We start from the raw sequence: 13,840 nt of genomic DNA on the forward strand, positions 1-13,840 counted from the left end.
ATTTAATCAAGCAAGGCTGTATCGTAAATGGTAAAATCTGCCCGATAGATGATGAGGCGTTTCCCGTCAATCAAGAGATAAGTGGTGTTGGGTATCCCATCAGGTGCGGAAGTTGACACACGATTTCCAAAGAAGGTCGCCAGGGGACTACCGTTTTGAGAACGCACCAAGATCAACTTCTTCTCTCCCGTCCAGTCATTTTGTAACTGCTGGAAAAAGCGATTGACAAAGGGTAAACTCCGGTCTTCTGTATTAATTTCAAGAGTAGGGCCGTATTTTTCCATGTAATCGGTCAAGCCCTTCTCCTGAAAAATCAGAGTGGATCCGACATGGATGACCTGACTGCTACCAACAGAGATATCAAGAACAGAGGACTCCTTGGAGACATTACCATTATCATCCGTGATGTCAAAACGATTATCACTGTTAATGGAAATATTAGACCCCTCAACCTTATCGATAACTTGAGAATTTTCATCAAAGGTCCGAATGGTTCCTGACAAGCCCAGATATTGCTCCTGCGTCGTCTTGAAAAAATCAGTAATCGACTGACAGCCTACTAAGACCAAACTACTGAGGACTAAAAGCCCTATAACTTTATACTTTTTCATGGTTTTCTCCTTTCCTACAGTATACCATAGAGTCAGAAAACTTGCATTTTTCAAAGGTAGCCCTTATCATGAAACTATGACTTACAAACCATACATTTTAGGGCTCTGGAACTCCCAAATGCAGCCAAAAGCCTATAAGGATTTCTTAAAGACCATAGCAGAGCAGTTCAACTACCTCTTTGAGGTAAGCCTACATGACCTAGCGACTGGTGACCCATCCCAGGACAGACTCAACCAACTGGACGGCCTGTTAACTTGGGATAACTATTCCCTTGACTTGCCCACCCTCAAATTCTCAACAGAAAATACATCAGATACGGACTCTACAGTTTACGTCCATGACACTGAAAACTGCTGGCAGGATGGCGCTTTTTGTTTGAACCTTGCTAAAAGACTTCAACTCTTTCAGGCAAATTTGATTCCAAATCCGCTCACCCTTCTCCCCCTGAGTGCCAGTCTACACAATCAAGAGGGGACAACCTTATCCAGTAATCATAAACCATCAGATCCCTATGATTTTTTAGCTGACGACCAGGCTTCTCAAGATATTCCAAACTGGATTAGGCAAGATTTGCAAGCATCCAGCACCCATAGTCTCCATCTTACCCTACCGGCCATGTCCAGCCAGCAAATCCTCATCCAGTCCTACTATGGACTGGTTAATGAAGATGGTTCACTTGGAACTATTTTGCAGCTAGTTCAAGACATCAAACCACTCCTTGCTAGCTACCTCAAAGACTCAGGCCAAGCCCTAGTCGGCTGGTCAGATACCACTTCCGGAGCCTCCATCCATAATGACCATTTTGATTTTGAAGAGGAATAGATAAGACCGAATGAACGCTCATTCGGTCTTTTATCTATTTTCTCGTTTTAGGTGGAGATATACTTTGGGTACTCAAGTACCTCATACAGTTTATACTCACTCAAAATCTCAATAGACAAGGCAGGTTGACGTAGACATAAGAGAGTTAGGCAAGGAAACCTAACGACGTATAATTTTGATTTTGGAAGAGTATTATCTTTACTCATTGAGTTTTTCAGACCTGTATAGCAGGCTTGACTACTCCTCTCGAGTAACGGTTAGTCCACCGAAGCTTTGTGAGGTTGGCATAAGTTCGATACGGTTGACATTGACATGCTCGGGTTGCTCGATAAGCCAGAGAATGGTATTTGCGATGTCTTCTGGTTGAATACTGTTGGTGCCCTCGTAGGTTTGTGTAGCTCTGCTATCGTCTCCCTTAAAACGAATATTGGAGAATTCTGTCCCTCCGCAGAGGCCAGGTTCGACGTTGGTTACACGAACCTTGGTTCCCGCAAGGTCCGCCCGCAAATTAAGGGAAAACTGCTTGACAAAGGCCTTGGTTGCCCCGTAAACATTACCACCCATGTAGGGATAATTGCCGGCCGTAGACCCGATATTAATCACTTGACCAGACTGACGCTCTACCATAGCAGGGAGAATTTGGCGTGTGATGTAGACTAGTCCCATGGTATTGGTCTCAATCATGGTCATCCAGTCCTTGATATCTGCTTCATGGGCTTTTTCCAGTCCCAGGGCCAAGCCTGCATTATTAACAAGAACATCAATGGTGGAAAAAGACTCTGGTAAACTTGCTAAGGCCTTGTCAACACCAGCAAAATCTGTCACATCCATTTCCAGTGGGTAGAACTGGTCGCCGAGTTCATTGGCTAGGGCTTCCAAGCGATCTTTGCGACGGGCTGTCCCAATCACACGATCCCCCTTTTCGACTAAGAGGCGGGCAATAGCCTGACCAAAACCAGCTGATGCACCGGTCACTAAAACTGTTTTCATACACGATACCTTCTTTCTATCTTGTTACCATTATAGCACAAGTTTAGAAAGCTATTGACTATTCCACAATACTATATTAATCTCTTTTTTCTTTACATTGTCTGATTAAAGCAGTACAATTAATTTAATAAGATTATTTTCACAACAGGAGGTTTATATGATTCAATTTGAGCATATTTCTAAACTCTACGGAGATTTTGAGGCCCTCAGTGACCTAAATTTAACCATCGAAAATGGAGAGATTTTCGGACTGATTGGTCACAATGGTGCTGGTAAGACAACAACCATTAGTCTACTTACATCTATCATTGAAGCATCTTACGGCGAAATCCGGGTGGATGGTTTAGAATTGACCCAGCATCGTGATGCCATTAAAAAGCGGATTGCCTACGTGCCTGACTCTCCCGATATCTTTTTAAATCTGACGGCTAAGGAATATTGGCATTTTATTGGGACTATCTACGGGGTTGCACCTAGTGACATTGACAGTCGAATCAGCAAGCTCGCTCAGCTATTTGATATTCAAGACCGCCAAAACGAGACCATTGATTCCTTCTCCCACGGGATGAGACAAAAAACCATTATCATCGGGGCCCTCATTCCTAATCCTGATATCTGGATTTTAGACGAACCGCTGACCGGTCTTGACCCACAGGCCTCCTTTGACCTCAAAGAGATGATGCGAGAGCACGCGCACAAGGGCAATACCGTCATCTTCTCCACCCATGTTCTCTCTGTTGCCGAGCAACTCTGTGATCGTATTGGTATCCTCCGTAAAGGGAAACTCATCTTCGTCGGTAGTTTAGAAGAACTCAAGGCTCAATATCCAGACAAGGACCTAGAAACTATCTATCTGGAACTTGCTGGTCGTCAAGGTAGCCCAAAGGTAGGTGATGAGATATGAGCTGGAAAACTATCTGGGAATTAGTAAAAATCAACATTCTCTACTCCAACCCTCAAGTTCTCGAAAGCATTCGCAAAAAACGCGCTAAAAATCCGCAAAAAGACTACCAATCTTACAAGGCCATGTTCCGTCAACAGGGACTGATGATGGTTCTTATGTTGTTGGTCTACGCCAACCTTTTTATGCGGGTAGATTACTCGGCCTATCCTCTTCAATTTACAGTTCAATTGGCACTCTTCATGCTGATTTCCCTCGTTCAGGGGTTCACCGGCTTCTTCTCCATCTTCTACGATAGCAAGGACACCAAACTCTACCTATCCCTGCCTGTCAAACTCGAAGAAGTCTTTATGGCTAAACTCCTATCAGGACAGACCAATCTCATGACCTTCCTCATGCCCTTATTGGCCCTGCTAGGCATCGCCTACGTCCAGGTCACAGGGAGCTTTCTAGCCCTACTGCTGGTGATTCCAATTTTTCTAGTCATCCTAATCTTGCTGAACCTAGTCTCACTATTGCTCCTCCATATCATAGGCGAAGTCCTGGCTAAAAGCCCCCACAAAAAGCTTGTCTCTACCATCTTGATGGTGTTGTCAACCCTGCTTGCCTTCGGGACAATCTTCTTTATCCAGTCTAGTGCTCAGCTCTCACTAGCAACCGACGAAAAAATCACGATTCCAGTTTTCAGTGCATTTTATGATATCGTCGCTCAGCCATTGGCGATAGGGACTTGGATTAATAGCGGAGCGATTCTCCTTATTATCCTAGGGCTCGGAGTCCTGACTTATCATCGGATTATCCCATCTTACTTCCGACAAATATTAGCCATGGAAGCTACCCAGGCCAAGAAAAAAATCAAGATTCGTAACTCTCGTATTTCCGACAGTCTCACAAAAACAATGATTCGTCACCATCTGTCAACCTTGGGAGAGGCTAATCTGATTATTCAGACCTATTTGATGCCGATTATTTATATCCTCATGTTTATCCCTGCCTTGATGACTGAAAAGCTCAGTCTCGCAAATCTCAGAGGAGAATTTTTCGGATCTTCTCTTATTACAGGCGCTGTCATGGGTAGCTACTTTGCCCTTCCTACGAGCTTCTTAGGGGTCGGACTCTCTCTAGAAAAGGAAAATTATACCTTCCTCAAGACACTCCCCGTCAACTTCAAATCCTTTGTCTGGCAGAAATTCTTGGTACTTAGCGGTGTTCAACATGGGCTACCAGTCCTGGTCTACCTCTTGGTTTTAACTCTGCTATTTAAAGCTCCCTTGGTCTTGATTCTAGGATTTATGATTGGACTCTTGACCGTTGCCTGGTTGGTTGGACAATTCGTCTACTGGCGCGACTATCGCCTACTCCACCTAACCTGGCAAAATATCAACCAGCTTTTTTCACGCGGTGCCAGTCAAATCATTATTGGCTTAGGAATCTTTGTCGCAATGATTGCAGGAATCACACTAGTCATCGGATCTATATTTGCCACCATTTACCTTAATAGCCTAGCAGTCAATATCACTATTATATTATTCTTTACTGTTCTAGCCCTTGTAAGTCAATTCTGGATAAAGAAATCCTTCTGGGATAAGTTTTAGAGGCTCTTCTTCCAAGAGACTAGAAATCATCTAGGATTAATGTACAAGTAAGAGTCATAATCTCAGTTCTTTTCCCTCAACGCCCCCAAGTAAGTTTTTATAGCTATCACAAAAGGACCTCAGAGAGGTCCTTTTCATCTATTCTTAATAGCTTATTTCTTCAGATTCTTCAATCAGTGCATCTGTCACTTCTTCTTCAGGTGTTTGCAGTTCACTTTCTGATTCCTGATGGACTGTTGTAGCAGTTGTCGTATACTGACTCGCATCAAATCCAACTGGAGTCGGATTCATATTGACACGGTGCCACTCGTTGATAACATAACAAATTTGAGTCAATTCATAATAGCCATAGCCATTAATTTCTTCAGTATTTTCATCTGAACCACCCAAATAACGGGTATAAAGAGCAATCAGATAGGGAGTTTCCTCCTCTACAATAGCATCCACATTAAGGGCTTCACGCACATAACCAGGTTTTTGGATGACATGAAGATCAGGTTGCAATCCTTCGTAGTATAAGCCTGTAAAGGATTGGTCCATCCAAGAAAGAATATCAGCATATTTTTCTTGGTGATGATACAGGTAATTTAACAACTGGATGTAGAAATCACTGGTTGTTTTATTACCCATTTCCATGTTTATCGTCTTTATGTCAGCTTTAGATTTACCGTAGGTTGTGAAGGTGTCATAGATTTTTTGCCAGTCACCACCCATCATAGCAATCATAGCATGTGCCGGTGTATTTTCAGAATAGAGAATAGAATACTCTTGCATCTCTGCAATAGTCATATCATCTCCAAATTGTGCACGATAAGCATCGTATTCCCCTTGATACTCATAGGTGATGTTGGTAATATCATATGCTTGATCCATGGAAAAGATACCCTCTTCCACCTTATCAACAATTTTCATATTGAGGGGAAGTTTATAGGTAGACCCTGCTGTCATAGGCTGAGTATCATTCATGGAGAATGTTTCACCAGTTTTAGTATTCTCATATGAAAAAGCCACATCAGTATCTGCAATACCATACTCTGCCATATAGGCCTTAACAACTTCTTCCAAAGACATGTTAGCATAGTCAAAATAAAGCCCGAGGCTATTCATTGTATCAGCATCTGCTTCCATCACAGCTTGCTTGGCTGCTGCAGATTTTTCAACAGGCTTTACTTTTTTTGACTGAGTCGAATTTTCTTTACCTGCTGTTGTTGTAGATTCCTGTACATTTGTATTATTGGGTTTAGATTGCCCGTTCATAGTACAACCAACTAAGCTAATCCCTAAAACTAAAGTAGCCACAAGACCAATTTTCTTTTTCACGCTCTTCTCCTAACTTTTCCTTGTCTATTATAAGAAATTGTGTGACATGTTTCAAGGAATTTTTAAAACAAATTAACAAAATTGTAATATTTTTAACATTAATCTTTGCAGAGATACTAAAAATCTCAGCCTAATTTTAGACTGAGTGTGAAACGGACTAATCCGGATTTATTTTGCTGCTTGGTAGAATTCGTCAACCTTGTTCCACTCCCCACTTCTATGGGCTTCGCTCCTTAGAAGACGGAAAACTCTATGGAGCTTTTCCTAGGGGACTGACTAGCTTTTTTCTCAAAAAATATCGTTTTGAGAAAAAACCGTCGCCAGAACCAGAATTTGAAAGGCTACTTATGCTTTTGCAGCTTGGTAGAGTTCGTCAACCTTGTTCCAGTTGATGATTTCAAAGAAAGCTTTGATGTAGTTTGGACGAACGTTGCGGTAGTTAAGGTAGTAAGCATGCTCCCAAACGTCGAGGGCCAAGATTGGTTGTTTGCCATCCATAATTGGAGTGTCTTGGTTTGGAGTTGAAACAATTTCTAATTTGCCGTCTTTGTTAACAACGAGGAAGGCCCAACCTGAACCAAAACGAGTTGTTGCAGCTGTTGTAAAAGCTTCTTTGAAGGCATCAAATGAACCAAAGGTCGCATCGATGTCCGCAGCCAATTCAGCAGAAATTTCTGTTTTTTCTGGTGACAAGAGTTCCCAAAAAAGACTATGGTTAAGGTGTCCACCACCGTTGTTGATAAGAGCTTGGCGGATGTCAGCTGGAATTGACTCAACATCTGACAAAAGCGCAACCAAGTCTTCACCGATTTCAGGGTGTTTTTCAAGTGCTGCATTGGCATTAGCAACATAAGTTGCGTGGTGCTTGTCATGGTGGAGCGTCATTGTCTCCGCATCAATGTGGGGTTCCAAAGCGTCGTATGCGTATGGAAGATCTGGTAAAATAATAGCCATGTGACATTACCTCTTTCGTTTAGATACCTTGATTATAGCCAAAAATGGCAGAGCTTTCAAGCGTTTTGTCTACGGTTTCATAAGTGAGCAATCTTAAGCAAGGTCACATCAAAGAGGTAATCCTTAGCGTAGAGACCTTGTTTAATCTGATAATCACACAGAATAAGAGCCTGAACTGCTCCTCTTAATTTAGATAGGGAATACAGTCGCGAGTCTCTGAGGGCATACTTAACCTGAAAGGCATTGACCGAACGACCCAAATAGCTGGATAAATCAGCTACGATTTGCTGCTCATTTCGACCCTGTTGAGCCAAAATCCTCACCTGGGTGTAGGTCCTAAACTGCCCCAACATGACCGCGATCAGCTTGATTTCATCCTCCCCCTGCAGACGAAGGTCTCGAACCAGATCCTGAGCCTGGTCTATTTTTTTAGACAAGACGAGCTGGGTCAAATCAAAGATATTGTCCTGCAAGGTCTTGGGAATGGCCTGAACAATATCATCCTGGATAATCATCCCTTGTCCCTTATATTGCCTAAGGAAAATTAGGTTTTTCTGGACCTCACTAAAATCAAAACTTGACTTGACCAGGAGTTCGTCAAATACGCCTCGATCAAAGGTCAGACCTGACTGATGGGCCTGTTTTTGAAAATAGGTCCTCAGCTCTGCTTCTTTCAGCTCACTGGCCTCAAAAATTTGGGCATCTCGCTTTAGAAGTTTGACGATACGACGTTTGCTGTCCAATTTCCCAGGAGCAAAAATCACCAGACGATTACTGTCCAGAGGATTTTCTAGATAGGCTTCCAAACGTTTGAGCTCCTTATCATCCAGATAGGATTTTTTCTGGGTCGTCAAATCAAGCAAATTGTCCAAAATGACAATTTTTTGGTCCGCAAAAAAGGGCAGACTCTCCAAGTCCATCTCAGCAGATTGGAAGCTGCTCTCTGACAAATCAAAATAAGAATAGGTCAAATCTGCAGTATTATAGGCAATCTGGTCTAAAAAACGCTGCTTAAGTAGACTATACTGACCAACATCATCACCAGTCACTACTGTGATTAAGCCCAGTTTAGCTGGACTCAATTTTTCAATTTCTTCAATCGCAATCATAGGTTTATTATAGCAAAAAATCAGCCATCTGACTGATTTTGTGTAATTCGTATTCATCATGAGAAATATACCTTCAGTGATGCTTCAGTTAGTCCATTTTCAAACCATCACCTCACCGTTTCTACTTTCCAGCTCTGCCAGCCATGGAATCGAATCGCTCCCTGCTGGTCAGTCCGATAGACCGTCATTTGTTCTGCCTCAAATCGCTCCAAGGTTTCAGGATTAGGATGACCATAACGATTATTTTTACCAGCAGATACAAGAGCGGTGTCTGCACCAATGTGCGCTAAAAATTCTGGATAAGAGGACCCCTTAGAGCCATGGTGGCCTGCCTTGAGAATATCGACAGGCAATTTAGGATAGCGCTTGATTAGTTCCAACTCCCCATCCTCCAAGTCTCCTGTAAAAAGGAAATTCTTGTTCAGCAGATGTCCATAGAGAATGATAGAGTCATTGTTGCCACCATCACCAGTTTCCCAGGGATAGAGGACCTGAAGCTGACTGCCCATGATAGCAAGCCGTTCTCCAGCTTGAATCACGCGCACCTTGACCTTCATAGCCTTGAGCCTAGTCACAAATTCCTGATTGGTCAGACTTCCTGGGCTAACCAGAATTTCACCAATCTTGAAGTTCTGAGCTACAACTTCCATATCACCCATGTGGTCTGTATCCGTATGAGTCAGTACCAGCTGGTCAATCTTCCCAACACCACGACTCTTAAGGTAAGGTATGAGTGTTCTTTCCGCATTGGCAGCTGTTTGGTGTTTCTGCCAGGCCTCTTGGCTTTCGAAACTGACCTTGCCGCCAACATCAATCAGAATCGTCTTCCCCCACATATCTCGCAGAAAAATGCTGTCTCCCTGCCCGATATCGACCACTGTCACTTCGTTTTCAAGGGGATTTTTAACCAGGAAAAATAGCAGGGCTAGGAGGCAGACCACGATTAAACGCACATTTTTCTTCTTGAAATAGTCATGGAAAACCGCCAGACTTAGTACAAGTAAGACCAACATAACAAGACTAGGACTCCCAAAAATCCAGCTAGGGCCTGAAAGTTTAGCAACAAGACTAATCCCCTGCTCCAACCAACTGAACAAAGGATTGAAAACAGTCAGCTTTGCTATAGGAGAGACCAGTAAAATAAGCGATAAACCTGGTAACATAGCCATGTCAAAGAGTACTGAGAGGGTCGCTGTTAGTAGGAGGGAGAGAGGTTGGTAGACCGAGAAATACCACATGAGTAAGGGGAGCATGCCAAGTGAGATGGCGAGACTCTGCAAAACCGTTCCCCACCAACCCGAGACGTCCGACCAGTCAAAGACCGACAGAACAAAGGCATAAGAGAGACTGAGAACCGCACCTGTCGTTAGGATTCCACGTGGTAAAAAGACCAAAATAAGCATCAGAGCCCAAGCAAAGTTATCCAACCCTTTTATACCAAGACGAGATAGAAAGGCTTGGATGAGGCTCCGAATAACAGAAATAGAAAACCCTGTTAAACCCGCATAAAGATAGGAAAAGGGGACTTGCAGAGCATCCACCTGTTCCAAGGTTAAGCCCAATTTCAGGCAAAACTTACGAAAGGTCAAAAGAAAAAAGCCAACCTGCATGCCTGAAAGGGCAAAGAGATGGATAATCCCAAGACTGGTGTAGAGGTCGCTCATCTCCTCAAAATCTTTGCCAAGATACCCCAACAAAAGTCCTGTCATGTAGTGCTTCATGGGGGAGGGAAAGTGCTGATCGATATAGACGATTAGCTTGCGCCTCAAGGTTTGTAGGACCTCAGCTGGCCTAATAGCAGAGCTTTTCTCCACAGCCTGGAGTTTATCTATGGTTGCCAGCCTGTAGATACCCTGTGTTTTCAGATAATTCCTATAGTTGAAGCCCTTAAAATTTCGCATTTCTTCCGCCTCAGAAAGACTCACACTGACATGAAATTTGACTGGCTCGTCTAAGCTCTTAAAGTAAGTCTGCTCTTCCTCGGATTTCAAAACATAAAAGACTTGATAGGTTCGGCCATTTGACCTACCACGAAAGGATAATTGATCCCCATTGACCGAAATGGTATCAAGAATAGGCTTAATCTCTGTCAACTGGTCAGGCTCTGATTGATAGCGAAAGTTTTGATAACTTCGGTAGACAAAAATCCCTGAACCGAATACAAGTAAGACCAGTAGAGCTTTCCCAGCCTGTCTGATGGGATAATATCGAAATAAACAGGTCACTGCCATCAATAAAATCCCTAAGCCAAGCCAATTGAAGCTTTGAATGGTCAATGAGACCAAGACCATGAGAAAAGCCAGATGAATAGATTGGATGGGTAGTTTTTTAGTCCACTGTAACAAATTCACGCAGTTTCTCCAGAGTCTTATCGCCAATGCCAGAGACATTCCCTAGGTCGTCCACAGATTTGAAGCCCCCATTTGCTTCGCGGTAGGCAATAATATCCTGGGCCTTTTTCTCACCAATACCGGAAATTGTTTGCAGTTGAGCAGCGTCAGCTGTGTTAAGGTTAACCTTGGCAGTGTCTGAGTTGGTGTCAGTCGTTCCTGTTGCAGTGGCAGAACTTGCTGCCGTGGCTAAGGCAAGCTCTTCTCCGATGGTGGCAACGTAGATAACGTCTTCGTCTTTGAGTTTTTGGGCGAGATTGACAGATTTACGTTCGGCCTGATCCGTGAATCCTCCTGCCTGCTCGATAGCGTCCGCCACGCGACTTCCCTTATCAAGGGTGTAGATACCTTCTTTTTTGACGGCACCCTTGAGGTCAATGGTGACAGTTGATGATTGGACCGTCGCTTGGGACTCCGTGCTGGCCTCATTTTTTGGAGCGGTTGCAGTTGTCACTGTCTCTACAAGAGGAAAGGTTGTCTCCTCTGCTTCTGCTGCCGGTTTGGTTACTTGAAAGATGAGGGTTCCAACCAAGACTGCCAACACTGCTCCAATCATGCTCAAAGTCTTGTTAGCCTTGAACCATTCGATAACTTGATCCATTGATTTACTCCTTTTCCTGTCTTATCTTATCATTCGTAAAAAAGAAAAAAACTGAGTCAAAAACTCAGTTTAAGATACATTAGTTACAATATTGATTCCACACGTTATCAAAAGTCCCGCCATCATGAGACCATAAATTAGGGTCACCTGCTTTTCACTTAGGTGATGGTTGATGCGGGTCCCTAGATAACCACCGACCACAGCTGTCACCGCAATAACGGGCACCGTTGCCAGGTCAAAGGTCTCAGCCGGTGTGGCAAAAAGGATGAGCAGGATTTTCGGGATTTGGGCGAAGAAAATCATCCCAATTGAATACGGTGTAGATTCCTTGGCCGTCATGGACATGAGTCCTAGAAGAACGATGATATTGAGCGGCCCGCCACCAATCCCAAGAAAGACAGAGAGGGTTCCCACTGCTAGACCAAAGCCAAAGATAGCCAGCTTGTTACGGACCTGGAACTTGGGCAAACGATCCTTGCACTGGGTAAAGAGCAGAACAGCCAGCAGGACAAAAAAGAGGAGAATAGCCTGGGTCATGGTAACCTTGCTGTTGCTGATGGACTGGGTGGCGGCCTTGAAGACCTTGTCCCCCAGGTAGCCCCCAATCAAGGAGCCTACCGCCAAAAGCAACATGATAGTCTTGTCAAAACCTTGACCGCTCTTGCTGTGCTTGTAGAGGGAAGACAGACACATGGAAAAGACAGCAATGGTCGAGTAAATCCCGATAGTGGTCGCATTGTCAATGCCAATCAGGTCAAAGACTGGCTTGATGATGGCACCGCCACCTGCCCCAGTCGTTGCCCCAAGGGCTGTCGCAAAGAGAACGATTAGTCCATAAATCACTGCTGTCATCTGACTTCCTTTCTTCTACTTCTTATTGTAAATTTTCTGCATTGTGGGCAATCACTTCCTTGTACCAATAGAAGGATTTTTTCTTAGAACGTTTGAAGGTCCCTTGACCACGGTCATCGACATCTACATAGATAAAACCGTATCGTTTTTTCATCTCACCAGTTGACCAAGCAACCAAATCGATACAACCCCAAGGTGTGTAGCCCATGAGGTCAACCCCGTCCAAGTCCACGGCATCCCGCATGGCCCGAATATGGGTATCCAGATAGTCAATCCGGTAATCATCATGGATGGAACCATCTTCTTCTACCACATCGACTGCTCCAAGACCATTTTCAACGATAAAGAGCGGTACATGGTAACGGTCGTACATCTCAGACAAGGCAATGCGCAAGCCTAGTGGATCCAGAGCCCAGCCCCACTCGGAGACTTCCAGATTTGGATTTTTGTAGCTCATCATGTTGTTGCCAGGCGTTTTTGGAATGGAAGTATCGGTTGTTGACATAGTGGACATGTAGTAAGAAAAACCGATAAAGTCTACACAGCCAGCTTCAATCACAGCCAAATCATCTGCAGCCATGACAAGCTCAATTCCTTTGCGCTCGTATTCCTTGAACTTATAGGCTGGGTAATAGCCCTTAACCATGACATCCAGGTAAAATTCTACCTGACGCTTGTAGGTGATATTTTCCATGACATCTTCTGGTTTGGCAGTCATGGCATAGCTAGGAGCGTACATGATCATGTTACCAATTTTTGCATCAGGAATCAAGTCATGGCAGAGCTGAACAGCCTTGGCTGACGCGACAAGGAGATGGTGAACTGCCTGCGCTTTGGTTGCGTCATCGTTAGGATGAATCCCCATCTGTAACCAGGACCGCAGAACGTTGATCTCATTAAAGGTCATCCAATACTTGACCTTATCCTTGTAGCGCTTGAAGACTGTCTCTGCATAGTGGACAAAATAATCTATTGTCTCCCGACTGGAGAAACCATTGTAGGTATCCGCCAAATACAAGGGAATATCAAAGTGACAGAGGGTCACGACAGGTTCGATACCGTACTTAAGGCATTCATCAAAGACCGCATCGTAGAAGGCTAGGCCTGCTTCATTTGGCTCAGCCTCAGTCCCTGTTGGAAAAATTCGTGTCCAGGCAATGGACATGCGGTAGGCCTTGAAACCCATCTCTGCAAAGAGGGCGATATCCTCCTTGTAATGGTGGTAAAAGTCAATGGCTGTATGCGATGGGTAAAAATCTTCAGGATCAATGTAGCCTGTCGCCCCCTCAGGAACTGCTGCCAACCGCTCATCCTTGCAAACTTGCCCTTCTACCGTCTTATAGGTAATCTGGCGTGGGTTTTGGGCATCGCCCACGGTCAGGGTATCCATGGTCGTCAACCCACGGCCATCTTCCTGATAAGCTCCTTCAATCTGATTGGCAGCGGTCGCACCGCCCCATAAAAAGTCCTTGGAAAATCCCATGTCTCTGCTCCTTTGTTTATCCGATTATTTCCTAGAAAGGAGAGTGGGACAAAAATCGGTAACTCGTAGAGTTCGATTTTGTCGTCCCACCTCCGCACGGTTGAGTAGGGGTATAAAAGCTGATGAAATCAGCGAATTAGAATCCACTCAACCACTGCGTCTTGCAAAGAATACCTTATTAAGTTTGAAGCTGATACTTTTGTCCCAGCCT

12 protein-coding genes are annotated in these 13,840 nt (G+C 44.1%); 3 read left to right on the top strand and 9 right to left on the bottom strand.

Annotated features, from left to right (window positions below; all coding sequences use genetic code 11):
* Window positions 1-2 precede the first annotated feature (2 nt).
* On the bottom strand, window positions 3-611 hold the full coding sequence (locus ACFORF_RS10685; protein ID WP_380428050.1) for a DUF5052 family protein: 609 nt from the start codon (window positions 609-611) through the stop codon (window positions 3-5).
* 76 nt (window positions 612-687) lie between these two features.
* Between ACFORF_RS10685 and ACFORF_RS10690 the strand changes: the two genes are divergently transcribed.
* Complete coding sequence (locus ACFORF_RS10690) at window positions 688-1,434, top strand: hypothetical protein (protein WP_380428052.1); 747 nt, start codon at window positions 688-690, stop codon at window positions 1,432-1,434.
* A gap of 237 nt (window positions 1,435-1,671) precedes the next feature.
* On the opposite strand, the gene ACFORF_RS10695 is transcribed toward ACFORF_RS10690, so the two are convergent.
* The gene (locus ACFORF_RS10695; protein ID WP_380428054.1) at window positions 1,672-2,424 is read right to left on the bottom strand and encodes an SDR family oxidoreductase; all 753 of its coding nucleotides are present in this window, start codon (window positions 2,422-2,424) and stop codon (window positions 1,672-1,674) included.
* Window positions 2,425-2,581: 157 nt separating this feature from the next.
* Here ACFORF_RS10695 and ACFORF_RS10700 point away from each other — a divergent pair, with 157 nt between their 5' ends.
* Window positions 2,582-3,328 (top strand): ABC transporter ATP-binding protein, encoded by a 747-nt coding sequence (locus ACFORF_RS10700; protein ID WP_380428056.1) that lies wholly within the window; start codon window positions 2,582-2,584, stop codon window positions 3,326-3,328.
* Entirely contained in the window at window positions 3,325-4,920 is a 1,596-nt protein-coding gene (locus ACFORF_RS10705) for a hypothetical protein (protein WP_380428058.1), read from the top strand. The genes ACFORF_RS10700 and ACFORF_RS10705 overlap by 4 nt, the downstream gene beginning before the upstream one ends.
* Before the next feature lie 144 nt (window positions 4,921-5,064).
* Here ACFORF_RS10705 and ACFORF_RS10710 read toward each other — a convergent pair whose 3' ends face one another.
* The 7 genes from ACFORF_RS10710 to ACFORF_RS10740 all read right to left on the bottom strand — a co-directional run bounded on the left by ACFORF_RS10710 (window position 5,065) and on the right by ACFORF_RS10740 (window position 13,629).
* Window positions 5,065-6,240, bottom strand: coding sequence for a serine hydrolase (locus tag ACFORF_RS10710; protein ID WP_380428060.1), 1,176 nt, complete (start codon window positions 6,238-6,240; stop codon window positions 5,065-5,067).
* A gap of 345 nt (window positions 6,241-6,585) precedes the next feature.
* Window positions 6,586-7,194, bottom strand: coding sequence for a superoxide dismutase SodA (gene sodA / locus ACFORF_RS10715; RefSeq protein ID WP_380428062.1), 609 nt, complete (start codon window positions 7,192-7,194; stop codon window positions 6,586-6,588).
* 77 nt (window positions 7,195-7,271) lie between these two features.
* On the bottom strand, window positions 7,272-8,303 hold the full coding sequence (gene holA / locus ACFORF_RS10720) for a DNA polymerase III subunit delta (RefSeq protein WP_380428064.1): 1,032 nt from the start codon (window positions 8,301-8,303) through the stop codon (window positions 7,272-7,274).
* Between the two features lie 107 nt (window positions 8,304-8,410).
* Window positions 8,411-10,693, bottom strand: a complete 2,283-nt coding sequence (locus ACFORF_RS10725; RefSeq protein ID WP_380428066.1) for a DNA internalization-related competence protein ComEC/Rec2 — start codon at window positions 10,691-10,693, stop codon at window positions 8,411-8,413.
* Window positions 10,632-11,294, bottom strand: coding sequence for a helix-hairpin-helix domain-containing protein (locus ACFORF_RS10730; protein ID WP_380428068.1), 663 nt, complete (start codon window positions 11,292-11,294; stop codon window positions 10,632-10,634). The genes ACFORF_RS10725 and ACFORF_RS10730 overlap by 62 nt, the downstream gene beginning before the upstream one ends.
* Window positions 11,295-11,363: 69 nt before the next feature.
* On the bottom strand, window positions 11,364-12,146 hold the full coding sequence (locus ACFORF_RS10735) for a sulfite exporter TauE/SafE family protein (RefSeq protein ID WP_380428070.1): 783 nt from the start codon (window positions 12,144-12,146) through the stop codon (window positions 11,364-11,366).
* Window positions 12,147-12,168: 22 nt separating this feature from the next.
* Window positions 12,169-13,629: a glycoside hydrolase family 1 protein gene (locus ACFORF_RS10740; RefSeq protein ID WP_380428072.1), complete on the bottom strand. Its 1,461-nt coding sequence runs from the start codon at window positions 13,627-13,629 to the stop codon at window positions 12,169-12,171.
* Window positions 13,630-13,840 lie beyond the last annotated feature (211 nt).

The organism is Streptococcus caprae (assembly GCF_042649745.1).
Lineage (GTDB): Bacteria > Bacillota > Bacilli > Lactobacillales > Streptococcaceae > Streptococcus > Streptococcus caprae.